22 protein-coding genes are annotated in these 22992 nt (G+C 61.5%); 11 read left to right on the top strand and 11 right to left on the bottom strand.

Annotated features, from left to right (window positions below):
• Positions 1-44: 44 nt before the first annotated feature.
• Positions 45-1634 carry a TonB-dependent receptor gene (locus tag AX703_RS01780; protein WP_231735311.1) on the bottom strand — a complete coding sequence of 530 codons (1590 nt, stop codon included), beginning with the start codon at positions 1632-1634 and terminating at the stop codon, positions 45-47.
• 371 nt (positions 1635-2005) lie between these two features.
• Here AX703_RS01780 and ribH point away from each other — a divergent pair, with 371 nt between their 5' ends.
• On the top strand, positions 2006-2425 hold the full coding sequence (gene ribH, locus AX703_RS01775) for a 6,7-dimethyl-8-ribityllumazine synthase (RefSeq protein WP_062342213.1): 420 nt from the start codon (positions 2006-2008) through the stop codon (positions 2423-2425).
• 4 nt (positions 2426-2429) lie between these two features.
• Here the strand turns inward: ribH and AX703_RS01770 are convergent, their stop codons facing one another.
• The 4 genes from AX703_RS01770 to AX703_RS01755 are packed head-to-tail and all read right to left on the bottom strand — an operon-like array spanning position 2430 to position 5722.
• Positions 2430-2957 carry a DUF1254 domain-containing protein gene (locus tag AX703_RS01770; protein WP_156451872.1) on the bottom strand — a complete coding sequence of 176 codons (528 nt, stop codon included), beginning with the start codon at positions 2955-2957 and terminating at the stop codon, positions 2430-2432.
• Entirely contained in the window at positions 2954-3547 is a 594-nt protein-coding gene (locus AX703_RS01765) for a DUF1214 domain-containing protein (protein WP_197423577.1), read from the bottom strand. Before AX703_RS01765 ends, AX703_RS01770 begins: the two co-directional genes overlap by 4 nt.
• A complete protein-coding gene (locus AX703_RS01760) occupies positions 3540-4634 on the bottom strand; it encodes a hypothetical protein (protein ID WP_156451871.1) in 1095 nt (364 codons plus the stop codon). Before AX703_RS01760 ends, AX703_RS01765 begins: the two co-directional genes overlap by 8 nt.
• The gene (locus AX703_RS01755; RefSeq protein WP_062342206.1) at positions 4634-5722 is read right to left on the bottom strand and encodes a phosphotransferase family protein; all 1089 of its coding nucleotides are present in this window, start codon (positions 5720-5722) and stop codon (positions 4634-4636) included. Before AX703_RS01755 ends, AX703_RS01760 begins: the two co-directional genes overlap by 1 nt.
• Positions 5723-6348: 626 nt before the next feature.
• On the opposite strand from AX703_RS01755, the gene AX703_RS01750 reads away from it, so the two are divergent.
• The gene (locus AX703_RS01750; protein WP_062342204.1) at positions 6349-6873 is read left to right on the top strand and encodes a hypothetical protein; all 525 of its coding nucleotides are present in this window, start codon (positions 6349-6351) and stop codon (positions 6871-6873) included.
• Positions 6874-6943: 70 nt separating this feature from the next.
• Here AX703_RS01750 and eno read toward each other — a convergent pair whose 3' ends face one another.
• Positions 6944-8230: a phosphopyruvate hydratase gene (eno, locus tag AX703_RS01745; RefSeq protein ID WP_062342203.1), complete on the bottom strand. Its 1287-nt coding sequence runs from the start codon at positions 8228-8230 to the stop codon at positions 6944-6946.
• Positions 8231-8452: 222 nt separating this feature from the next.
• Between eno and AX703_RS01740 the strand changes: the two genes are divergently transcribed.
• The 5 genes from AX703_RS01740 to AX703_RS01720 all read left to right on the top strand — a co-directional run bounded on the left by AX703_RS01740 (position 8453) and on the right by AX703_RS01720 (position 10549).
• Positions 8453-9031 (top strand): hypothetical protein, encoded by a 579-nt coding sequence (locus tag AX703_RS01740; RefSeq protein ID WP_062342201.1) that lies wholly within the window; start codon positions 8453-8455, stop codon positions 9029-9031.
• Positions 9032-9059: 28 nt separating this feature from the next.
• Entirely contained in the window at positions 9060-9440 is a 381-nt protein-coding gene (locus AX703_RS01735; protein WP_062342199.1) for a phage holin family protein, read from the top strand.
• The gene (locus AX703_RS01730; RefSeq protein WP_156451870.1) at positions 9437-9721 is read left to right on the top strand and encodes a hypothetical protein; all 285 of its coding nucleotides are present in this window, start codon (positions 9437-9439) and stop codon (positions 9719-9721) included. Before AX703_RS01735 ends, AX703_RS01730 begins: the two co-directional genes overlap by 4 nt.
• Position 9722: 1 nt before the next feature.
• Complete coding sequence (locus AX703_RS01725; RefSeq protein WP_062342195.1) at positions 9723-10235, top strand: hypothetical protein; 513 nt, start codon at positions 9723-9725, stop codon at positions 10233-10235.
• 92 nt (positions 10236-10327) lie between these two features.
• Positions 10328-10549, top strand: a complete 222-nt coding sequence (locus AX703_RS01720) for a DUF4170 domain-containing protein (protein ID WP_062342193.1) — start codon at positions 10328-10330, stop codon at positions 10547-10549.
• Between the two features lie 64 nt (positions 10550-10613).
• Here AX703_RS01720 and greA read toward each other — a convergent pair whose 3' ends face one another.
• The 3 genes from greA to carA form a co-directional block, all read right to left on the bottom strand.
• Entirely contained in the window at positions 10614-11090 is a 477-nt protein-coding gene (gene greA, locus AX703_RS01715) for a transcription elongation factor GreA (protein WP_062342191.1), read from the bottom strand.
• Between the two features lie 129 nt (positions 11091-11219).
• Entirely contained in the window at positions 11220-14543 is a 3324-nt protein-coding gene (gene carB, locus AX703_RS01710; RefSeq protein WP_062342189.1) for a carbamoyl-phosphate synthase large subunit, read from the bottom strand.
• Between the two features lie 73 nt (positions 14544-14616).
• Entirely contained in the window at positions 14617-15792 is a 1176-nt protein-coding gene (carA, locus tag AX703_RS01705; RefSeq protein WP_062342187.1) for a glutamine-hydrolyzing carbamoyl-phosphate synthase small subunit, read from the bottom strand.
• Between the two features lie 160 nt (positions 15793-15952).
• On the opposite strand from carA, the gene AX703_RS01700 reads away from it, so the two are divergent.
• The 4 genes from AX703_RS01700 (at position 15953) to AX703_RS01685 (ending at position 21170) form a co-directional block, all read left to right on the top strand.
• Positions 15953-16408, top strand: coding sequence for a GatB/YqeY domain-containing protein (locus AX703_RS01700; RefSeq protein ID WP_062342185.1), 456 nt, complete (start codon positions 15953-15955; stop codon positions 16406-16408).
• Between the two features lie 7 nt (positions 16409-16415).
• The gene (dnaG, locus tag AX703_RS01695) at positions 16416-18275 is read left to right on the top strand and encodes a DNA primase (protein ID WP_062342182.1); all 1860 of its coding nucleotides are present in this window, start codon (positions 16416-16418) and stop codon (positions 18273-18275) included.
• A 64-nt stretch (positions 18276-18339) separates the two neighbouring features.
• Positions 18340-20343 carry an RNA polymerase sigma factor RpoD gene (gene rpoD / locus AX703_RS01690; protein WP_062342180.1) on the top strand — a complete coding sequence of 668 codons (2004 nt, stop codon included), beginning with the start codon at positions 18340-18342 and terminating at the stop codon, positions 20341-20343.
• 92 nt (positions 20344-20435) lie between these two features.
• Positions 20436-21170 (top strand): FkbM family methyltransferase, encoded by a 735-nt coding sequence (locus AX703_RS01685; RefSeq protein WP_062342178.1) that lies wholly within the window; start codon positions 20436-20438, stop codon positions 21168-21170.
• 24 nt (positions 21171-21194) lie between these two features.
• On the opposite strand, the gene AX703_RS01680 is transcribed toward AX703_RS01685, so the two are convergent.
• Both AX703_RS01680 and AX703_RS01675 read right to left on the bottom strand, forming a co-directional pair.
• Positions 21195-21650, bottom strand: a complete 456-nt coding sequence (locus AX703_RS01680) for a DUF3237 domain-containing protein (protein ID WP_062342176.1) — start codon at positions 21648-21650, stop codon at positions 21195-21197.
• Positions 21647-22939, bottom strand: coding sequence for a flavin-dependent oxidoreductase (locus AX703_RS01675; RefSeq protein ID WP_062342174.1), 1293 nt, complete (start codon positions 22937-22939; stop codon positions 21647-21649). The genes AX703_RS01680 and AX703_RS01675 overlap by 4 nt, the downstream gene beginning before the upstream one ends.
• Positions 22940-22992 lie beyond the last annotated feature (53 nt).

Raw genomic sequence — 22992 nt, 5'->3', positions numbered from 1 at the left:
CAAATCCGCTAAAACCCACGCATTCCCAAAGGCTTCAGAGTTTTTCACGGGCGACCAGCTTGGGGACCGAATGCACCAGTTGCTGCTGCCGCCGCGCCGAGAAGGCCCGCCGCATAATCGAGACCGAATGAATTGACGTAGTAATTGTTGTTCGTCGTGATGCCACGCAGGTAATTTGCGCCGATCAGGAAGTTGAACATCCCGTCAAAATCGGAGTCAATGTGCGCCTCGGCAGCGTACTGCTTGTATTCCTGTCCGGACTCGTCGAAATCAAGCGACGTGTTGGCGCAGACTGCCTTGTTGCCCGCACCATAGACGCCGACATTGTTTGGATCGATGTCGGACTGACAAATCTTTCCGGTGGGACCGTTGGGGATCAGCCTTGCTGCAATCGGTGCGAAGGCAAAGCCCAGCGTCGGGCTTTGTGCGAATGCAGCTAGAGCAGCCAGACCCGGGTTGCCGACCAGGCTGCGCTGCGTGGCGAGGTTGTAGTCAGAACGGCTGCGGACCGCATTTCGCGAGAACCCTGCCGTGACGTTCAGCGTCAGGCCGGTGCCAAGGCTTTGCTGCAGCTTGCCCTGGTAGACTTCTTCCTGCGCGAAATAGGTCGGCAGGTAATCGATGTCGACAGTACGGACGTCTGCCGGGTTAACCACACCGGTATTGGCGTCACCGTCGTTGCTGTAGATGCTGCCGAGGCCAAGCGCAGCAAACGCTGGTGAAACGGCAATGCCAAGGAATTCCCGCGAAGAGAGCAGCGAGGCGAGGGTCGAGTCTGCGTTTGTCGTCTCGTTTGCAAGCTTGTCGGGCAAGCACCCCAGAACCCCGGTCGGATCACGATGACAAAGCTGCTTCTGGATGCGGCTGCGATTGTCGTTTTCGCGGAAATAGTATGCCGAAAGATCGATGGTTGTATCGGGGCTTGGCTCCCAGCGGAGCGAACCACGGAATGCGTACATGTCGCGACCGTCGATACGGCTGTTTGTGCCGATGTTGTAGGTATAGCCGTCACGACGATTATACATGCCCGCCACGCGGACGCCCAGCGTCTCGCCCAGTGGGACGTTAACCATACCTTTCAGCCGGACAGAGTTATATTTTCCGTAGTCAGCCTCGCCTGCAGCACCGAAGCCTGACAGGTCGGGCTTCGCTGTAATGATGTTGACCACGCCCGATGTCGCATTTCGCCCGAACAGCGTCCCCTGGGGCCCGCGAAGCACCTCGATACGCTCGAGATCGAAGAATTCGGTTTCGAAAAGTCGGCTGGAAACCATCGGCATGTCATTGAGATGGATGCCAGTCGCGGCGTCGCAGGAGACGCCAACGCACAAGTCACCGATACCGCGGATGGTAAAGCTGGAGGACGTGAAGTTCGTCTTCGTGAATGTCACGTTTGGCAGCGAAAGCTGCAGGTCAGTCGAGTTCTGGATCTGCTGTTTCGTCAGGTTCTCAGCCGAGAATGCCGAGACCGCGATCGGCACATCTTGCAGTGACTGGGCCTGGCGTTGCGCAGTAACGATGATTTCCTGCAAACCAATGCCTTCATCGGCGGATTGCGGCGCACTCTGGGCGAAAACCGGTGTAGCGACGGCTGCGGCGCACACGCCCGCAAGCAGGGAAAGCTTGCCCCTCATAGTCAGACCTCTCTCTCCAGCGGCCCCCGTCATTAACCGCGGGTGACCTGGAGACAGGACATAACTTCAGCAATTCTTTGTCAACCGGATAATTAAAAGTGCGGGTTTCCGTAGGGGAATGCCGTTGCAGAAGAGACCATTCTGGCAAGGTTTGCATGAAAATGCATGACATCTCAATGGGGAAATCTATGCGTGATGCGACATTGTAGTGTGCATATGCTGAATTAGATCGCTATTTCCCGTCACCCAAGCGAATCGGGTGCAAGAATCACCGGCCCAACCATGTCGCCCATGGCCTTCCGGCCAAGCTCGCACTAAGGCGGGCGAAAACGCGCCCTGCGGATGTGCAATCACTGAAGGATCAAGTTCCCATGGCCAAGTTTCTGATCGTCGAAGCCAGGTTTTACGACCACCTCAACGACATGCTGATCGCCGGCGCCACGGCCGTACTAAAAGAAGCAGGCCACAAGGTGGAAGTGCTCACTGTACCCGGCGCCCTCGAGATTCCCGGCGCCATTGCCCTCGCAGATGAGTCAGGCGATTTCGACGGCTACGTCGCCATCGGCGTGGTCATTCGGGGCGAAACCTATCACTTCGAGATCGTTGCCGGGGAAAGCGCACGCGGCATCATGGCACTTACAATGGATGGCGTAGCTATCGGCAACGGTATCCTCACCGTCGAGAACGAAGCCCAGGCCATCGTGCGCGCCGATCCTGCGCAGAAGGACAAGGGTGGCGAAGCAGCGAAAGCTGCACTCGCCCTGCTTGCACTTCGCGAACGCTGGGCCTGACCGATCAGCCGACCGGCGCGCAGCGATCGTCGCGGCGCGCCTTGTCTGCCAGATCAAATTCCTTCTGGGTAGGCGCCAGCCTACGATCGAGAATGATGCCTCGCTCAGTTGGCGTGTAGATGACCGGCAGTTCGCCGGGGTGAACCAGCCCACCTTCCTTTTGAAGGATAAAGCGGATGCCGTCCGGGCTGCGCAGTGAATCCATCACCGCCACGTTGTCTGTATTCGCCGCGAAGACTGATACCGATACGTAGCCCTTATTCGGGCTGGGCGGGACGTCGACAAGTATCGGGCCGGCAGACAAGTCATAGACGCAACTGGCGTAGGCAAGGTCTGGCGACGGACGAACGATCTGCCGGGAAGCTGCGGTCGTGCGATCTGCGAAGCGGAAGACGTTTACGCTTTCTCCGTCGCCGGAGAGCCTCCGCATCGCGATGTGCATTATGACTTGAGGCGCTGCCAACATCGTTGCCACGTGACCGACAGCCACTGCCGCGATGAAGGCGACGCCATATAGCACCCTGCCCCTCACCTGCTTTCTCCGCACGAAATGCGCTCGACCTTCGGGAATGCGATCGAAGCAAAATCCCGCTGTGCTTGCGAAGCAGGATTGTAGATTCGCAGCGTCAGGTCGAACTCGCCCGCTTGCCTGGTTGACAGCCACGGCATGGCCGGATTGGCCGACGGGCCGACTTCCGCCTCCCAGATGCCACGCTGGTCCGGCGTGACTTCCGAGGCGTCGACAGAAAGCGCGTCGTCCTTGTTCTGCGGAAGGTAGTCGTCAGAGGCGTATGCGGTGATTGACCACCACTTCCCCGGCAACGGCCCGCCCACCAGCCGGTAATGGCAGTCCTCTCGCAAAGGTTCGCCAAGATCATCGACCTTGCGTGTGAAATAGATTGCCTGGCTGCGGTTGAGCGCCAGCAGTCCTGTCAGCGCCACTCTGGCACGCAGCAAGGGCCCCGCCTCGGCAGATCCGGTTACGCGGCTGCCGCTCCAACCGCTGCACTCCTCGCCACCCATGCCGACGTGCTTCAGTGCAATGATCGCCGATGCAGCACCGACAACGAGGCCGATCGCGACCATAGCGATCACACCGACAGCCTTTGCGGGGCTACGCACCGGCATCGAAGTATTCAGTAAGGCCCCACGGGCCATATGGGCCGATAACAAGCTGCTCGAAACCACCGATGCCGGTTTCGCCATCGCTGGTGGACACGCGAGAGATGATCTGGACGTGGAGATTGTCGAGCGTTGGAGCCATCGGGTCGAGGTCAGCCAGGACGAAGTCCTCGCGCTCGACGGCGAGCGGCCCATGATAAAGGCCATGCCCCCACTTGGGACTGGTGTAGCCAAGCCCCCTCATCTGAAATCTCACGAGGGGTTCAAACGTCAACGCCAACGAACCTTCGGGCCGCTGGATGGTCAGCGTCCCGCCAGCGGGCCACCGTGTGCCCGGCTGCATCGGGGAGACCATGGCTGCGGCGGGGGTTTCGAAGAACGATTCCGTTCCGCCACCGTCTGGTGCGATCACGGCGCGAGTGTTCCACGGCGCACCATGGCGATCAGCGTTGATGTGGAAAAACAGGCTGCGTTTGGGCAGATTCACTGGCGTCCATTGCCAGAAGAAGGATGAGACCACGCCATGCCCGTGAGGCTGCGCATCGGACGCGCCGACGGGACGCACACCCCAACTGCGGTCACGAGTGCCGCAAGTTCCGGTGGCCAGATCAATTCTTTCGCCATCGACTTCGATCCACCCTGTGTAGCGGCCGTTCTGCGTCAGGCGGGTGTAATCCATGAAGGTCCGCGGGCCGATACGATGGATGAACCGTGGCTCTTCAATCGGAAAAGCGCGGCCGGTGAAAGTGAGGTCCGCCGCCAGCCCTTCCCCGCGCACTCGTACCCGAAGGACGTTCAGGGGTTCGATAATCTCAATGCTGATGGGCCCGACCACCAGATCGAACCGCTCCATGTTCAGTTCGCGGGAGGCATGGAGGTTGTACTGAACTCCCTCTCGAATGCAGGAGAAATGGGCATCAGCGACGTTCAGATGCGGGTAGATGCCGAGTGCAACCGCAAAGAACCCGGAGCCGTCGGGTGCATAGCCATTAAAGAAGTATCGATCGTAGAAGTTACGGTCCGTACCGGCATAGGCAATCGGTTCCGGGGTCTGGTGCAGCGGATAGTCGTCTCCCTTGGTCAACATCAGGCAAGCTCCATCCGGCGCTTCAGCGCCCCGAGACTGTCATGTTCAAGCGCAAGTTCGCAGGCACCGCGAGCCATCGACAGGAAATTGGCATCACCACGGTCCGTGCGCACCACGAAAGCGGCACTGAAAACGGCGGTAGACACACCATGGAGCGCTCCAATGCGATAGTCGTCCCAGACATCGTCTAGAGTAAGTGGCGCGCCCAGACGGGTCATTTCAGCGCAGTAGATGTCGAGCAACGCCCGTTCGTTCGGGCGGCGCAATTCCGAGCCGATGCCGCAGCCAAGGAAGTACCCGACGTCGGTCAAGCCGCATCCTGCCGCCGCCGTCTGCCAATCCACCAAGGCAATGGGCTGCTGACCTCCCATGATCCCGAAGAGCATGTTGTCGAGCCGAAAATCTCCGTGGAGGAAGGACCGGCGTGAATGTTTCCGATCGAACCACAGGTCGAGATTCTCGTTCAACGCCTCGCAGACCCCCATGAGATTAGGCTCCAGGGCATCGGCATAGCGATCCCGAAAGATTGCCTGGGCTTGCGGGTACAGGTCCCGCAACATCTGGCTCGCTTGCGGGTCGGGCTGCAGCCATGCAGCGTCGAGCACGGGATGGTCCATCGTGGGCGCATGCAGGGCTGCAGCCTGGCGCATGGCTGCTTGCGCCTGAGGCAAGGTACATCCCGCCAGTTGGTTTCCGGCACTGCAGGGACCAAGATCTTCGAACAGCAGCACGAAATCGCAACCGTTGTCGTCGAGCATGGCAGCATAGACCTGCGGTACCCGCATCTGTGTCAGAGATGCCACTTCCCGGTAGAACATGACTTCACGTGAATAGAGCGAGAACAGGGCCGCGGTCTGGCGACTGGTAGCATCGCTTGAGGGGAACTTTGCAGCGACACTTGCTGGTGCCCTAGGTGCATTGTCGGCGTATCGCAAAGTGAACCGTGCGGTATCGCCCACCTGCCCCGTACCGATTGCCTGCCATTCGATTTCAGCAATCCGCGCGTCACCCAGCACACCGGCCTCGGCAAGTTGCACTTCAAGCCATGCGACGTCGACCTCGTCAGCGCGCGTCGGAAAATCAGCCATCTCGTTCTCCCGAACGCAGGCTGACAGAGACTGCCATACTTTGGAAGGGCGATTCAAATGACCGATTAAATCAATGCGAGGGAACGGTCCGTCGTCCGCAGTTTTGGCAGAACGACACATGTAGAAAGGACAGCGATGTGGATGGCCCACTCGAATGGTTTGCAGCCCTGGGTACAATTGTCGCGGCGAGTCTCGTAGCGGCAGACCTGGGGCGTCGTTGGACGGGGTGGGGATTCGTCCTGTTCATGGCGGTGGCAATCACGTGGATCGTGTCGGGGTTGAGGAGCAATTCAGGTTCGCTCGTAATACAGAACGGCGCATTGCTGCTCATAAATGCCTGGGGAGTTTGGCGCTACCTGATCTCACCCAAACGTAGACTGTCGCCTGGTCAGCAATGAACCTGCTCCATTCTGGTTCGACTACGGATGAATACAACACGTCATCATTGCATCATATGATTGAAATTTGCGGATATCTTCTTGGCCATGCCCGAAGGACTACGAGCCAGCCCTAAGTGGAACGCCGAATGGCTGCGCCACGCACTCCTGCCAATTTCGCGAAGCTAACAAGGCTGATGGCGGACTGGTCCCGTGAAGCGCTTTGGGGCGCACAGCAGGGGTGATGGGATGGGCAGGGAACAGATGAGGTCACGGGCCAGGCGACTCATTTCAGTCGCCAATGAATTGCTCGCGATGGCCCATGAAATGGAATTGAACGAAGGTGAACTGCAGATCGACAGGGAAGCCATCACCATCCCGAAGGATAGCCACGTCTGGGCCGAAGTCGCCAGAACCGCCTATCGCGACAGGCGCCGGCGGTCGGACATTTTCGCAGACGCGACCCTATTTGGAGAGCCAGCCTGGGACATCCTGCTGGACCTTTTTATCGCCGCGAAAGAACGCAAGCGACTGCCGGTTACCAGCGCATGCATCGGGGCGGCGGTGCCAGCCACCACCGCATTGCGATGGTTGACAGTGCTTGAAGACAAGGGCCTGATCGTCCGTGAAGCCGATGCGACCGACGCCCGCCGTGTGTTCGTCCGGCTGTCGAGCGATGGCTACGAAAAAATGGTGGCCTACTTTTCGAATATCGCCGGTGATCTGCAGAGCGAAGAGGACATCGTGAAGCGCTCACTGAGAATAGCGCATTAAACTGCGTGTGAGAGGGACCGCCTTCAAATTGAGGCTGCCCCTCCTCACGCAAATTCAGGTATTACGAAGATCAGGCACCAAGCCGACCGAAGGCAGCCTTGCCGGCGTAACGGGCCGCTACGCCAAGCTCTTCTTCAATGCGGATGAGCTGGTTGTACTTGGCGAGACGATCGGAGCGGGCGAGAGAGCCGGTCTTGATCTGGCCGCAATTGGTGGCAACCGCCAAGTCAGCGATGGTCGCATCTTCGGTTTCGCCCGAACGGTGCGACATGACTGCGGTGTAGCCATTGCGCTGCGCGATCGACACGGCCTCGAGCGTCTCGGTGAGCGAGCCGATCTGATTCACCTTGACCAGCAGCGAGTTTGCCAAGCCCTTGCCGATGCCCATCTCGAGACGCTTGGGATTGGTCACGAAGAGATCGTCTCCCACAAGCTGCACGCGCTTGCCAACCTTCGCAGTCAGTGCTGCCCAGCCTTCGAAATCGTCTTCGCTCATACCGTCTTCGATCGAGATGATCGGATAGGCGTCGCAGAGCGCGGCGAGATAGTCAGCCATGGCATCGGGCGAGAGCGAAAGGCCTTCTCCGCTGATTTCGTACTTGCCGTTCTTGAAGAATTCCGTTGCGGCGCAATCGAGCGCGAGCATCATGTCTTCACCGGGCTTGAAGCCCGCCTTCTCGATGGACGCCATCACGAAGTCGAGTGCGTCGCGCGTGCTGGCAAGGTTCGGAGCGAACCCGCCCTCGTCTCCGACCGCCGTTGCGAGGCCCTTTTCGTGAAGACCCTTCTTGAGGGTGTGGAACACTTCCGCCCCCCAACGCGCGGCTTCGGCCAGCGACGGCGCGCCGACGGGCATGATCATGAATTCCTGGAAATCGATAGGGTTGTCGGCGTGCTCACCGCCGTTGATGATGTTCATCATCGGCACCGGGAGAACATGAGCAGCCACGCCCCCGACGTAGCTGTAAAGCGGCAGTCCGCGGGCGTCCGCCGCAGCCTTGGCAACTGCGAGGCTGGTGCCGAGGATCGCGTTCGCGCCCAGGCGGCCCTTGTTTTCAGTCCCATCGAGCTCGATCATGGCGAGATCGATGTCCCGCTGATCTTCAGCGTCCATGCCGAGGATGCATTCCGCGATGTCGGAGTTGACCGCAGTGACGGCCTTGGTCACACCCTTGCCCAGATAGCGGGCCTTGTCGCCATCGCGCAGTTCAACTGCTTCGTGGGCGCCTGTTGATGCACCTGAGGGAACAGCAGCGCGGCCAAAGCTTCCGTCTTCCAGAAGGACGTCGACTTCAACGGTGGGATTGCCACGGCTGTCGAGAATTTCACGCGCATGGATGTCGATGATCGCGGTCATTATCTGCTCCCTGCAGTTCGGCGAGAATTGAGCGCCAAGGTTGCCGCGGCTCCTATCGGCTGGAACCGTGGCAAGCAAGCCGCGTTTGCAGTGCAACATGCCTATCCGGGCCGGTCTTGTGCGCCAAGGCTCTTGCATTCCGCTGCAAGGGTCTAGCAAGATGGACAAGACCGCCCATATCGAGGGTCTAGCACCCGTGCGAACTGCCGAAGGGAAACAAACATGGCCGACACCACAATGACCCCCGCTGACACCCCCAAGAAGCGCGCTTCGAAGGCGGCAGAGAATGTGGTCGCCACTGTAGCCGACACCAACGAAAGCGCTGCAGATACTGCAAAGGGCCGCTTTACCAAGGCTATCGAGGAGGCAAAGGCTGGCGCCGAAGCTCTCAAGGGTGAGGCGATGGAAAAGGGTGCTGCCTACAAGGCCAAGGTCAGCGGCACGACCGCAGACTGGGTCGACGAAGCCAAGGTTTACGCGGGGCAGGCAAAGGAAAAGGGCGCTGCCCTTGCCGTAGAAGGCAAAGCCCGGGCCAGCGACGCACTCGGCGCGTTGGGCAAGACCATCTCCGACACTGCGACCACGATCGACGAAAAGCTGGGTGTTCAGTACGGCGACTATGCTCGCAGCGCAGCGCGTTCGATCCAGGAGACCGCGGCAAAGCTCGAAGCCAAGGACCTTGGAGAGCTTGGCGAAGACGTGAAGGAATTCGTGCGCAAGAGCCCGGGCGTGGCAATCGGTGTTGCCGCGGTGGCCGGCTTTGCCATCGCGCGATTGCTGTCGGGCGGATCGGACGACTGACCGCGCTGAACGCGGCGGCATTGGTCCGATGAGCGAGCACAATTCAACCTGGACGCCTGATCCCTCCCCGTCTGAGGCAGGGATCGGTGCAGCCATCAAAGCCCTGATCGATGACGGGCAAACACTCGTTGAAGCCGAAATCGCGTACAGGAAGGCTCAGGCGTCATATGGCCTGGGCGAAGCAAAGGCGATCATCATCTTTCTGCTGCTTGGGTTGGCATTCGGCTTCTTCACCCTGCTGGCAATCGTCGTCGGGCTGTTGCTTGCTCTTGCCCACTACGTGGGCGTTTGGGGAGCTCTTGCCATTGTCGGCGGTGCACTCGCTCTCTTGGCTGTCATATGCCTGGCGCGAGCGACCAAGCGCATCCGCGCTGCCAAGGCGGCGCTCAGCGCAGGAGGGAAGCCATGACCGCCCCACCAGAGTTGGCTGCCGCAAGGGTACTTCGGGATGAAGCGCTGGCCGTGGTCAAGGGCGATCTGGAAATAGCCAAGCTGGAGCTTTCTCCGGGGCGCGTCAAGGAACGTGCGGTGGGGGAAGCCGTTGAAATGCTCGATAGCGCTCGTGCAGTTGCCGACGAGAACAAGGTGGTGATCGGCGTAACCGTCGCTGCACTGTTTGGCTGGTTCCTCCGGGAACCGATCCAGGAATTGGCCGAGCGCGTGATCGACAAAGTCCGATCCGGAGATTGAGATGAGCGAAGAACTGCAAGTGAACGGCGCAGAGACCCTGCGTGAAAAGGTTGACGCGGCCAAGTCGCGCCTGGCGGAACGCACTGCCAGCTCGAAGTCGGTCCAGACCGTCAAGGGGCTGATCGAGGAGCACCCGGTGGCGTCGGTTGCTGCCGGTATAGTTCTGGGCGCGCTGGTGGCGAAGGCCTTGCCCTCTGTCGGCCGGCGCAGCACCAAGGCCAGGGGCGCCGCTGAGGACGCGGCCAGTTCGTTGCGCAAGAGCGCGTCGGGTCTGGCGGCAGTCGCAGGAAAGCTCGCAATCGACTATGCAACCCGTGCGCGGGACGTTGGCCGTGACGGCCTTCACAAGGTCGAGGAGCTCAGTGGCACGGTTGGCGAAAAGATTGCCGACGGCAGCGAAGAGGCCCGTCGCAAGGCTTTCGATCTTTCCGAGATCGTTCGCTCAGCCGCCATAGAGGCGAGCGAAGCGGCGCTGCGCAAGGTGAACGAACTCACTGCGCGCGCTAAGCCTTAAAAAGGGCTCGGGCGAGCCGTTCGCATAGACTTGCGCGCGGCTCGTCTTTTTGTCAGTGGCGCACACGAATCCTCCCCAAAGGAAAGTCGCCAATGCAAAAGCTGCACCTCGTTATGGGCGGGCGGGTCAAAGACCCCCAGGGCCTCGAATTCCAAGATCTCAAGGCAATCGACGTTGTCGGCGTGTTCCCCGATTATGCCAGCGCTGAAGAAGCCTGGCGCGGTGCCGCACAGAGGACCGTGGACGACGCCGAGATGCGCTACGTGATCGTGCACCTCCATCGCCTGCTTGAACCGGCCCTGCCGAAGGATTGAGCAAGCTTACAAAAAAAGGCCCCGGATCGCTCCGGGGCCTTTTTTCGTTAGTGATGCCGATCGCTCAAATGAACTCGATCTTCTGGACAAGGTAGAACTTGTCGCCCGAGGGGACAGTCACCTCGATCTCCTCATCGACCTTGCGGCCGATCAGTGCCTTGCCGAGCGGCGAGTTGTAGCTGATCATGCCCTTCTTGGCATCGGCCTCGTATGGACCGACGATCTGGTACTTCACCGGCTTTTCATCATCGTCGAGCAGGGTCACGGTGGCACCGAAGATGATCTTGTCACCCGAGAGAGTCGCCGGATCGATGATCTGCGCGCGGCTGACGCGATCCTCGAGATCGGCGATCGTCGCTTCGACTTGGCCCTGACGTTCCTTGGCCGCATGATATTCCGCGTTTTCCGAAAGGTCGCCATGGGCGCGCGCTTCCTCGATCGCGTCGACGATCCTGGGCCGCTCCTCGCGCAGCGCTTTCAGCTCGGCAGTCAGCTTTTCATAGCCTTCCGCAAGCATCGGCAGCTTTTCCACACTCGCCATTCGCAACTCTCTTTCCTGTCACGCCCCGGCTACCGCTACGGCAACCGAGGGAAAACCTGCCCCCGCCGACCGGCGCCGAATGCGCCGAGCCGGACCAGTCTCATGACAATGCCGGGGGACTAATAAGGTTCAAGCATAATAGTCCTGCAACGAACGCACTTCAAGTTCGGCAGAGCGAAGTGCCTCGATTGCCTCGACCGCAGCGACGGAAGCAGCAGCCGTCGTGAAGTAGGGAACGCGCGAGTTCAAAGCCGAAGCACGGATCGATTGCGAGTCCTTGTGGCTCTGCCAGCCCTCGGTCGTGTTGAAGATCAGCGCGATGTCGCCATCGATGATCCGGTCGACGATGTGTGGACGACCTTCGGCCACCTTGTTCACTCGTTCGATGATCAGGCCCGCATCGGTCAGATAGCGAGCCGTACCACCGGTGGCCACGATCTTGAAGCCCAGGCTGATCGCCTTGCGCACGGCGGGCAGGATCACCGCCTTGTCGCTATCCTTGACCGAAACGAAGATCGTTCCACCCTGCGGCAGCTTGGTGCCCGCACCAAGCTGCGACTTTGCGAAAGCGACCGCGAAGGTCTTGTCGACGCCCATGACTTCGCCGGTGGACTTCATTTCCGGCGAGAGCACGGGGTCGATGCCGGGGAAACGGGCGAACGGGAACACGGCTTCCTTGACTGCCATGTAGTCGATCTCGCGCTTGATCGCGGGGAGATCGGCCAGTTTCTCGCCCGCCATGACGCGCGCCGCGATCTTGGCAATGGGCGTACCCACGGCCTTGGCGACGAACGGCACCGTGCGGCTTGCACGCGGGTTCACCTCGATCAGATAGACCTCGCCGTCCTTGATCGCGAACTGGATGTTCATCAGACCGCGCACGTTGAGGCCGCGTGCCAGCAAAACCGCCTGGCGCTCCATCTCTGCGATGATCTCGGCTGACAGACTGTAGGGCGGCAAGGTGCAGGCGCTGTCGCCCGAGTGAATGCCCGCTTCCTCGATGTGCTGCATGACCCCTGCAACGGTTACGTCCGTGCCATCTGCCAGAGCATCGACGTCGCACTCGATCGCATCGCGAAGGTATTGGTCGATCAGCACCGGGCTGTCGCCCGAGACCTGAACGGCAGTGGCGATGTAGTCATCCAGCTGCGCCTGGCTGTCGACAATCTCCATGGCACGGCCACCAAGCACGTAGCTCGGACGGATCAGCACGGGATAGCCGATGCGGCTCGCCACCGCGACGGCCTCATCGCGGCTGCGGGCAATGCCGTTGGCAGGCTGCTTGAGGCCGAGCTTGGCGACCAATGCTGCGAAGCGCTCGCGGTCTTCGGCAAGGTCGATCGAGTCCGGCGATGTGCCGAGGATCGGGATGCCTGCATCCTGCAGCGCCTGCGCCAGCTTCAGCGGGGTCTGCCCGCCGAATTGCACGATCACGCCAACCAGTTCGCCCTTCGACTGTTCGACCGCGAGGATTTCCAGCACGTCTTCGGCGGTCAACGGCTCGAAGTAGAGGCGATCCGAGGTGTCGTAGTCGGTCGACACGGTCTCCGGGTTGCAGTTGACCATGATGGTCTCGAACCCGGCGTCACCCAGCGCGAAGCAGGCGTGGCAGCAGCAGTAGTCGAACTCGATGCCCTGACCGATGCGGTTCGGACCACCGCCGAGGATGACGATCTTCTTGGCGTCAGTCGGAGCAGCCTCGTTCTCCGGCTCGCCGAACAGCGCGCCTTCGTAGGTCGAATACATGTAGGGCGTGACCGCCTCAAACTCGGCGGCGCAGCTGTCGATGCGCTTGAACACCGGGCGCACGCCGAGCTTGTGGCGCAACGACCGCACTTCGGCTTCGCTGGTGGCACCGGCCATGGCGCGCAGCGCGTCATGCAGCAGGCCCGAGCGCTTGGCCTGGGTCTCTGCCATGCCACCGGCAACGCCAATCCCGCGCACGGCCAGTGTGGCGAGGCGCTTGTCGGAGAAGCCCATTGCCTTCAGACGGCGCAGGCCAGCCGCATCGTTGGGCAGGCCATCGCGCTGGATGACGATTTCTGCTTCCACGATCTCGTGGATATGGCGCAGGAACCACGGCTCGTACTTGGTGATGGCGTGGACTTCATCGACCGACAGGCCCTCGCGGAAAGCCTGCGCGATCACCAGCAGGCGATCGGGCGTGGCGCGAGCGAGCGCGGCGGTGATCTCGTCACGGCTGGCGCCTTCAAGGCCGACGACGCGATTGAAGCCATCAAGGCCGGTTTCCAGTCCGCGCAGGGCCTTCTGCATCGATTCCTTGATGTTGCGGCCAATCGCCATGACTTCGCCGACCGACTTCATCGCCGTGCCGAGCAGCGGCTCAGCGCCCTTGAACTTCTCGAAGGCGAAGCGCGGGATCTTGGTGACGACGTAGTCGATGGTCGGCTCGAACGCCGCCGGGGTAGCCCCGGTGATGTCGTTCATGATCTCGTCGAGCGTGTAGCCCACGGCAAGCTTGGCCGCGACCTTGGCGATGGGGAAGCCGGTGGCCTTCGAGGCGAGCGCCGAAGAGCGCGATACGCGCGGGTTCATCTCGATGACGATGAGGCGGCCGTCTTTCGGATTGACTGCGAACTGTACGTTCGAACCGCCTGTTTCCACACCGATTTCCCGGAGCACCGCGATCGATGCGTTGCGCATGATCTGGTATTCCTTGTCGGTCAGCGTCAGCGCCGGGGCGACGGTGATGGAGTCTCCGGTGTGGACCCCCATCGGATCGACGTTCTCGATCGAGCAGATGATGATGCAGTTGTCCTTTTTATCGCGGACAACCTCCATCTCGTACTCCTTCCAGCCGAGGAGCGATTCCTCGATCAGGACTTCGGTCGTGGGCGATGCTTCAAGCCCGCCCTTCACGATCTTGACGAACTCTTCCTTGTTGTAGGCAATGCCGCCGCCGGTGCCGCCCATGGTGAAGCTGGGGCGGATGATCGAAGGCAGGCCGGTGCGCTCGAGAATTTCGAGCGCCTCGTCGATGGTGTGCGCAACGCCCGAGCGCGCGGATTCGAGGCCGATCTTGTCCATCGCCTCGCGGAAGCGCTGGCGGTCTTCGGCCTTGTCGATCGCATCGGCATTGGCGCCGATCATCTGAACGCCGTACTTCTCCAGCGTGCCATCGTTGAACAGCGCCAGCGCGGTGTTGAGCGCGGTCTGCCCGCCCATCGTCGGCAGCAGCGCATCGGGGCGCTCCTTCTCGATGATCTTGGCGACGACTTCGGGCGTGATCGGTTCGACATAGGTCGCGTGCGCCATGTCCGGATCGGTCATGATCGTCGCGGGGTTCGAGTTGACCAGGATGATGCGATAGCCCTCTTCCTTGAGCGCCTTCACCGCCTGCGTGCCCGAATAATCGAACTCGCAAGCCTGGCCAATGATGATCGGCCCGGCGCCGATGATCAGGATCGAGGAGATGTCAGTGCGTTTGGGCATTATCGCTCTCGTGTTTCAGCCCCCGTCGCGTTTTACTCGCGCCAGGGGAAGGAATTTTAAGGGTGTCAGCCGCTCAGCCGAGCGACGCTACAAACTTCTCGAACAGATAAAAGCTGTCCTGCGGTCCCGGCGAAGCCTCCGGGTGATACTGCACCCCGAACGCTCGCTTGCCCTTCACCGCGATGCCGCAGTTCGAGCCGTCGAACAGCGAGACATGCGTTTCGATCACGTTCTCGCCCAGCGCGCCGGGGGCGTTGTCGACCGCGAAGCCGTGGTTCATCGAGGTGATCTCGACCACGCCGTCCTCGATGCGCTTGACCGGGTGGTTCGCGCCGCGGTGGCCCTGGTGCATCTTGGTTGTGCGGGCGCCGGCGGCGAGCGCCAGCATCTGGTGGCCAAGGCAGATGCCGAAGATCGGCACGTCGCGCTCGAGCAGCTTCTGGATCACCGGCACGGCATAGGCGCCGGTCGCCGCTGGATCGCCCGGGCCGTTCGACAGGAATACGCCATCGGGCTTGAGGGCGAGGATTGTTTCCAGCGAAGTCTCGGCCGGAACCACCGTAACCGCCGCGCCTGCCTTCACGAGGTTGCGGAAGATGTTGTCCTTCGCACCGAAGTCCATGGCGACGACGTGGGGGCGCTTGTCATGCGGTGAGCGGCCATAGCCCTTGCCGAGATGCCAGACCGAGCCTTCCCAGGCCTCCTGCCCGTCGCGCGTGACGACGCGGGCAAGGTCCATGCCTTCGAGGCCGGGCCAGTTGCGCGCACGCTCGACCAGCGCGGGGATGTCGAACTCGCCCTTGGGATCGTGCGCGATCACCGCGTTGGGTGCGCCGCTCATGCGAATGCGGCGGGTCAGGGCGCGGGTGTCGAGGCCGGAAATGCCGATCTTACCCTGCTTTTCCATCCACTGCTGGAAGGTGCCGGCGCTGCGGAAGTTGGCAGGCGCAGTCACATCCTCGCGCACCACGCAGCCGACGGCGCCGGGCGTGTCATGGCTTTCCATGTCTTCGGGGTTGGTGCCGACGTTGCCGACATGCGGGAAGGTGAACGTCACGATCTGCGCCGCATAGGACGGATCGGTCATCACTTCCTGATAGCCCGTCATCGCGGTGTTGAAGCACACCTCGCCCACGGCAGCGCCCGCAGCGCCGAAACCACGTCCCCAGGCAACAGACCCATCGGCAAGTACGAGGACTCCCGTCGCGCCATCTGGTTGAGGCGCGTGCGAAAGTGCGGGGTCGGCCATGATATGGGGCGCTCCGTTGGCAGGTGTTCTGGCGATGTTGCTAAGGGGCGGCTGCTAGACCCGACTCGACGCAGCGTCAACCTAGCGATTCCCGAAAGTTTGGCCTACATGGAAGGTTTCTCGCCATGACGGCGGAGAACTCCACGGGAAATACGATTACATGATCCGCGATACCATCAAGGCCGCGCAGGTTTCGGCCATGAAAGCGGGCGACAAGCCCCGCCTCGCCGCTGTCCGCCTGATCCTCGCCAAGCTCAAGGACAAGGACATCGAACTGCGCACCGCCTCGGCTGTGCCGGAGGATGACGTGCTCGTCACCGACGTTTTGCAGAAGATGGCGAAGCAGCGCCGCGAATCGATCTCGCTTTATGAACAGGGCGGCCGCCAGGAACTCGCAGACGTCGAGAAGGCCGAGCTTGCGGTGATCGAGGAATTCCTGCCCCAGCAGATGAGCGAGGACGACACCAAGGCCGCCATCGCTGCGATCATCGCCGAAACCGGCGCTGCGGGCATGAAGGATATGGGCAAGGTGGTTGCTGCATTGAAGGCCAAGCACGGCACACAGCTCGACATGGGCAAGGCCAGCGGGCTGGTGAAGGCGTCGCTTTCGGCCTGACCGCGCCATGAGCCTCTCTCCGCAATGGCTGGACGAACTCCGCTCCCGCATCTCGCTTTCGGGCGTGATCGGGCGGAGCGTTCGCGTCACCAAGGCGGGGCGCGAATTCAAGGCCTGCTGCCCGTTCCATAACGAGAAGACGCCCAGCTTCACCATAAACGACGAGAAGGGCTTCTACCACTGCTTCGGCTGCGGCGCGCATGGCGACGTCATCCGCTGGATGACCGACCATCAGGGCCTGCCCTTCATGGACGCGGTGAAGGAACTGGCGCTGCAGGCTGGAATGGAAGTTCCTGCCCCCGATCCGCGCGCAGCAAGGAAGGCCGAGCAGCAGAAGTCGTTGCATGACGTTATGCAGGCGGCGCAGGACTTTTTCGTGCGCTGCCTTGGCGATGAGCGTGGTGCGGAGGCGCGACGCTATCTCGCCTCTCGCGGGTTCCCGGCGCAGATCGTGCGGGATTTCGGCTTCGGCTTCGCTCCGGATAGCCGCACTGCGCTGAAAGAGGCGCTGTCGGCCTTCCCCGATGAGATGCTCATCGAGGCTGGCTTGCGAATCGTGGTCGAAGGAAAGGAACCCTACGACCGTTTCCGTGGCCGCCTGATGCTGCCGATCCTTGACCCGCGCGGTCGCGTGATTGCCTTCGGCGGACGCATCCTCACTGCGGAAAAGACCGACGCGCCGAAGTACCTGAACTCTCCCGATACGCCGCTGTTCGACAAGGGCCGCACGGTCTACAACCTGCATCGCGCCGGGCCTGCTACCCGCCAGAGCGGACGTGTCGTGGTCGTCGAAGGGTATATGGACGTGGTGGCGCTCGCGGCCGCAGGAATCGGCGAAGCGGTCGCCCCGCTTGGCACGGCACTGACCGAGCACCAGATCGAACGCCTGTGGCGACTGGTCGAAACGCCCACGCTTTGCTTCGATGGCGACAGCGCGGGCCAGCGCGCAGCGATGCGGGCGATCACGCGCGCCCTGCCCCTGCTCCGCCCCGGACATTCGCTGCGCATCGTCACGCTGCCAGCAGGCATGGACCCGGACGACGTCGTGAAAAAGCAGGGCGCGGCGGAGATGGAGGAATTGCTGGACGGTGGCCGAAGCCTCGTCGACGTTCTCTGGGAAGCGGAACGCGATGCTGCCCCGCTGGCGACGCCAGAAGACAAGGCAGGATTGAAGGCCAGGCTGCTTGCCCATTGCGAGACCATACAGCACCCAGACATCAAGTCGCTCTACAGGCGCGAACTGACCGAGCGATTTGGCGAACTGGCGTTCGCCCGAAAGGAACGGGCGCCTTTTCAGCCACGACCGTCAGGTTCACGCGCGAAAGGCCAGCCTTGGAAACCGGCACCGCCACCACTTGCCGAGCAGGACAAGGCGAAAATGCTGCGCATCGGCACGGGGCCGAGCAACAGCCTGCTGGCAGCCGTGCTCGACGGTCTGATCTGCCATCCGCAGCACATTGCGCGCCATGCTGACGCCCTCGCCCGCCTTCAGCCCGAGAATCCAGACACTTGCGCGCTGATCGATGCATTGCTTGTCACGTCGGACGGGGCACAACCGCTTGAAAGCGCGACCTTGCGCACCATATTGCTGGAACGTGGGCTCAGGCTCCCGTCGGCGCAGGACTATGCCGGGATGCGATTCGGTTTTTTGGCCAGCGGTGGTGATTCGGCAGGAGACGAACTTGCCGAGGCAATTGCCATTCTGGTTGAATGGCCAGCGGTTGAAGAGGCGCTTGTCGAGGCAAACAAGCGCGTTGAAACCGAGCTTTCGGAAGAAAACTTCGCCGAACAGCAAAGATTGATAGCGCGGAGTATGGCTTTGCGTGCCCGTTTGGGGCAAATGGGCCGTGCTCGTGCTGCGTTATAATTATAGCAATGGCGCAAACCGGGTCGCCTTCGGCCCGGTTCTCAGATGGTGGTACCTGGGTTAAATGGCTTCGAACGACAAGACCGATAGCGGCGACGCTCCGCTGATCGACCTCAACGATGCATCGATCAAGAAGTTGATCGCGCGCGCCAAGCGCCGCGGGATCATCACGTATGACGAGCTGAACGAGGCCCTTCCCCAGGACCAGATGTCTTCCGAGCAGATCGAAGACATCATGGCCGCGATCTCCGAGATGGGCGTCAACATCGTCGAGAGCGACGAGGACGCGGTTGATCCCGAGGAAAAGGCTCAGGACGACGAACTCGACGAAGCCGAGACCGTCGAGGACCGACCGGACGTTATCAAGCGCAAGGAAACGGTCGAGCGGACCGACGACCCGGTGCGCATGTACCTGCGTGAAATGGGCGCCGTTGAACTGCTCAGCCGCGAGGGCGAAATCGCCATCGCCAAGCGCATCGAGGCCGGTCGCGACACCATGATCATGGGCCTGTGCGAGAGCCCGATCACATTCCACGCCATCATCCAGTGGTCCGACGCGCTGAACGCCGGCGAGATGCAGCTGCGCGAGATTCTCGATCTCGACGCCATGCTTTCGAAGGAACCGCAGCCCGAAAACCTGTCGGAAGACGGTGAAGAGGCCGAGCCCGAGATCAGCGAAGCCACCGCCGGCCCCACCTTCAAGGAAGAAGAGGACGTAGAGGAGGAAGAATCCTCCGATGACGAGGACGACGAACTGCGCGAGCGCCGCGCCCGTCCGGCCGAGGAAGAAGAAGAGGACCACACCCTCAGCCTCGCCCAGATGGAAGCGCAGTTGAAGCCGGCAGCGCTTGAGCGCTTTGCCGAAATCACCTCGCTGTTCCGTGCCTTCGAGAAGATCCAGGCAGAGCGTCTCGACGCTCTTGGCATGGGCAATGATTTCCCCGCCGCCAAGGAAGCGCAGTACCAGAAGCTGCGCGAAGACCTGACGGCGCAGGTGGAATCCGTGCAGTTCCACGCTTCGAAGATCGAATACCTCGTCGACAATCTCTACGCCTTCAATCGTCGCCTGACGACGCTGGGCGGCCAGATGCTGCGCCTTGCCGAGCGCCACAAGGTGTCGCGCAAGGACTTCCTCGACATGTATGTCGGGCATGAGCTTGACGACGGTTGGCTGCAGGCCTTGGCCGGCCGCGACAAGAAGTGGGCAGCATTTGCTGCGAACGAGGCAACTCCGGTTGAGCGTATTCGCGCCGAGATTGCCGACATCGCAGCTGCCACCGGCATGTCGCTGGGCGAATTCCGCCGCATCGTGAACATGGTCCAGAAAGGCGAGCGTGAAGCACGCATCGCAAAGAAGGAAATGGTCGAGGCCAACCTGCGCCTCGTGATCTCCATCGCCAAGAAGTACACGAACCGCGGCCTGCAGTTCCTTGACCTCATTCAGGAAGGCAACATCGGCCTGATGAAGGCGGTCGACAAGTTCGAATACCGCCGCGGCTACAAGTTCTCGACCTATGCCACCTGGTGGATCAGGCAGGCCATCACCCGCTCGATCGCAGATCAGGCCCGAACGATCCGTATCCCGGTCCACATGATCGAGACGATCAACAAGCTGGTTCGCACCAGCCGCCAGTTCCTGCACGAGCAGGGCCGCGAACCGACGCCTGAAGAAATGGCCGAGCGTCTGTCGATGCCGCTCGAAAAGGTTCGCAAGGTGATGAAGATCGCCAAGGAGCCGATCTCCCTCGAAACGCCCATCGGCGACGAGGAAGATTCCCACCTCGGCGATTTCATCGAGGACAAGAACGCGATCATTCCGGTCGATGCGGCGATCCAGGCCAACCTGAAGGAAACGGTCACCCGCGTGCTTGCCAGCCTCACCCCGCGTGAAGAGCGCGTGCTGCGCATGCGCTTCGGTATCGGCATGAACACCGACCACACGCTGGAAGAAGTCGGCCAGCAGTTCTCGGTCACCCGCGAACGTATTCGCCAGATCGAGGCCAAGGCGCTGCGCAAGCTCAAGCATCCGTCGCGGTCGCGCAAGATGCGCTCGTTCCTCGACCAGTAAGCAATCCGCTGATGGAAGGCGCTGCCCCCGGACCAGTTCTGGAATGGGGTCATCGTCCCGAAAGTTGGCCATTGCGCGAACTGCGGCGACAATTGCGAGATCTGCAGACGCATTTTCCGGCGGTGCGTCGCGCAAAGTTTTCGGCCTACAACCTTGCCACGCGCCATCTTGGCCTGTTTGTCGACCCCGAGATACGACTGCTGGGAAAGCTCGCCCCGCTGGACCTCGCGATCGACATAGGCGGCAATTGGGGGCAAAGCGTTGTGGCCTTGCAGCGCTATGCACGGCCGCGAAAGATCATCACCATCGAACCGATCCCCTCGCTGGCGGAAGAACTTCGCCAGCGATTCTCAGGGGACAGCGACGTGGATGTGCGTGAGATTGCACTCGGCGCTGCAACTGGCGAACAGCACATCCACGTGCCGCGCTATCGCAACTTCGTCTATGACGGCATTGCCTCTCTTGACCGCGAAGCTGCGATCCAGTGGCTTGATGAGCGGCGCATGGCGCGTTTCACGCCAGATCGGCTTGTTATCGACAGCTACAAGGTAAGGATCGAGAAGCTCGACGCGCTGGAACTCGCCCCGGACATCATCAAGATTGACGTGCAAGGCTTCGAATCGAAAGTCATCGGCGGTGGCATCAAAACGATCGCCTCGCATCAGCCGGTGATCTTGATCGAACGGCCCGACGCGTCTGCCGTTGCGGTCCTCGGCAAACTCGGTCTGTCGCCTTACGGCTGGAACGGAAAACGCCTCGTGCCGGGCGATCTCACCCGAAAGAATGCGATCTTTCTCTCCAGCCGACACCGCGCATTGCTGGACTGACTTCCGGACCGGCAGTCGAAGCTGCTAGTCGATCCTGTAGACCGCCAGACGGACCGTATTCCCAACCTTCCCGCCCTTCGCGATGAACAGGGCGCGGTTGACCCAATCGTATCCGGCATGTCCGGTCTCGAGCCGGATTGCCGTGCGCATGTAGTACTCGGCCGGGTCGACTTCCTCGCCCCCAGCAATGCGCGCATGCACCTCTGCCGTTGCGTGGCGAATGCCTTGGCTGATGACTTCGATCACCGCGCCGTCGCTGGTCTCAATCGCATAGCGCGCATCCAGTTCGGCGATCCCTCCGCGTGAGACGGTCTGCCAGTCGGCCCCGATTGGCAGAATGCGGCCGCGGAGCAGTGATCCGTCCGCGCTACCTCCGACAATCGGGATGATCCGCCGGACACCCATTGGGCATTCGCCCATCTCGTGGGGCCTCGACAGTTCGACAACCAGATCGGTCACATGGGTCAGCGCAATGGTCACGCGGGCACCCTGGCGACTTGCGCACCTTCAGGAATGGTCCTCGGCGCGCCGTTCAGGCGGTGCTTGGCAAAGCCCGCAGCCTGCTGGTAGGCCAGCATGAAGGCACTTCGCTCCGCAGCCGGGATGACATCGTCGATATTCTCGAACTGACCGCCGCAACGTTCGTCCACCATATTGAGCAGGCCGAACGGGCCCGCCCCGCGGTTGCGCATCGCGACCTGGCCGATCGGGCCACAGAATTCGGCGTCGAACTGGGCAAGCGCCTCGGGCGTGACGCCCCGCTCCACCATGATGCGTCCGATCTGGCGTGCGTCGACAATTGCCTGCGAGGCGCCGTTGGACCCCGTGGGATACATCGGATGTGCCGCGTCCCCAATCAGCCCGACCGGCCCATCGACCCAGGTCGGCAAGGGATCGCGATCTATCATCGGGTTCTCGTAAGCCATGTCCGACTTTGCCAGCAGAGCCGGCAGATCAAGCCAGTCATAGACGAACCCGTCGAACTCGTGCGCAAACTCCGCCATTTCGACAGGCCTGAACCATCCCGACTTGGTCCAGTCGTGACTGGTGTCGTACGTCTGCTCGGCGATCCAGTTGATATCGGACAAGCCGTCCGCATCCGGGTGCGAAATCGGGTAGATCACCACGCGATGCCGGCTCGTGCCAAGGCCGACGAACGATGATCCCGAACGGATCGGTACGCCCTTGGCAGTGCCGCGCCACATGATCGTGCCGCCCCAATGGATCGGAGGCTGATCGGGGTGCATCTGCGCGCGGATTGCCGAATGTATGCCGTCTGCCCCGAACAGCAGCGTTCCTGCCGCCTCTTCGACTTTGCCCGAGCGATCCTCGACCAAGGCGGTGACCGAACCATTCGCTTCCATGCGATAGCCCGTAACCTTGCTGCCCAGTCTCACCGCTTGCGGCCCGATGCGCTCGATCACCTTGCGGTAGAGCAGCATGTGGAATTCGCCGCGGTGCACGGCATACTGGTGCCAGTTATACCCGGCCAGCTTGCCACGCGGTTCGGAGTAGATCTCGCGTCCATTCAGCCCGACCAGGGCCCACTCACGCGCCGGAATGCCCACGGCATCCATCTCGGCCTCACCGATGCCGAGGTCTTCGAGTTCGCGAACGGCGTTGGGCTGGAGATTTATGCCGACACCCAGCGGCTTCAATTCACGAACGGATTCGAAGACCGTGCAGGAGACCCCGATCTGGTGGAGCGTCAGTGCGAGCGTGAGCCCGCCAATGCCGCCCCCGGCGATGAGCACGTGTTCCTGCGGCATTCCTGTTCGTCCCGTCCGATCCTGAATGCCGGGCCTTTACGCATCGCGCGATC

Source organism: Novosphingobium sp. CCH12-A3 (assembly GCF_001556015.1).
Classification (GTDB): Bacteria; Pseudomonadota; Alphaproteobacteria; order Sphingomonadales; family Sphingomonadaceae; genus Novosphingobium; species Novosphingobium subterraneum.
This window is presented reverse-complemented; position numbering and strand designations above follow the sequence as displayed.

Excerpts from the sequence above, each read along its gene's own strand:
- AX703_RS01780 (WP_231735311.1), bottom strand. The coding sequence starts at position 1,634 with ATGAGGGGCAAGCTTTCCCTGCTTGCGGGCGTGTGCGCCGCAGCCGTC.
- ribH (WP_062342213.1), top strand. The coding sequence starts at position 2,006 with ATGGCCAAGTTTCTGATCGTCGAAGCCAGGTTTTACGACCACCTCAAC.
- AX703_RS01760 (WP_156451871.1), bottom strand. The coding sequence starts at position 4,634 with ATGTTGACCAAGGGAGACGACTATCCGCTGCACCAGACCCCGGAACCG.
- AX703_RS01755 (WP_062342206.1), bottom strand. The coding sequence starts at position 5,722 with ATGGCTGATTTTCCGACGCGCGCTGACGAGGTCGACGTCGCATGGCTT.
- AX703_RS01750 (WP_062342204.1), top strand. The coding sequence starts at position 6,349 with ATGGGCAGGGAACAGATGAGGTCACGGGCCAGGCGACTCATTTCAGTC.
- eno (WP_062342203.1), bottom strand. The coding sequence starts at position 8,230 with ATGACCGCGATCATCGACATCCATGCGCGTGAAATTCTCGACAGCCGT.
- AX703_RS01740 (WP_062342201.1), top strand. The coding sequence starts at position 8,453 with ATGGCCGACACCACAATGACCCCCGCTGACACCCCCAAGAAGCGCGCT.
- AX703_RS01735 (WP_062342199.1), top strand. The coding sequence starts at position 9,060 with ATGAGCGAGCACAATTCAACCTGGACGCCTGATCCCTCCCCGTCTGAG.
- AX703_RS01730 (WP_156451870.1), top strand. The coding sequence starts at position 9,437 with ATGACCGCCCCACCAGAGTTGGCTGCCGCAAGGGTACTTCGGGATGAA.
- AX703_RS01725 (WP_062342195.1), top strand. The coding sequence starts at position 9,723 with ATGAGCGAAGAACTGCAAGTGAACGGCGCAGAGACCCTGCGTGAAAAG.
- AX703_RS01720 (WP_062342193.1), top strand. The coding sequence starts at position 10,328 with ATGCAAAAGCTGCACCTCGTTATGGGCGGGCGGGTCAAAGACCCCCAG.
- greA (WP_062342191.1), bottom strand. The coding sequence starts at position 11,090 with ATGGCGAGTGTGGAAAAGCTGCCGATGCTTGCGGAAGGCTATGAAAAG.
- carB (WP_062342189.1), bottom strand. The coding sequence starts at position 14,543 with ATGCCCAAACGCACTGACATCTCCTCGATCCTGATCATCGGCGCCGGG.
- carA (WP_062342187.1), bottom strand. The coding sequence starts at position 15,792 with ATGGCCGACCCCGCACTTTCGCACGCGCCTCAACCAGATGGCGCGACG.
- AX703_RS01700 (WP_062342185.1), top strand. The coding sequence starts at position 15,953 with ATGATCCGCGATACCATCAAGGCCGCGCAGGTTTCGGCCATGAAAGCG.
- dnaG (WP_062342182.1), top strand. The coding sequence starts at position 16,416 with ATGAGCCTCTCTCCGCAATGGCTGGACGAACTCCGCTCCCGCATCTCG.
- rpoD (WP_062342180.1), top strand. The coding sequence starts at position 18,340 with ATGGCTTCGAACGACAAGACCGATAGCGGCGACGCTCCGCTGATCGAC.
- AX703_RS01675 (WP_062342174.1), bottom strand. The coding sequence starts at position 22,939 with ATGCCGCAGGAACACGTGCTCATCGCCGGGGGCGGCATTGGCGGGCTC.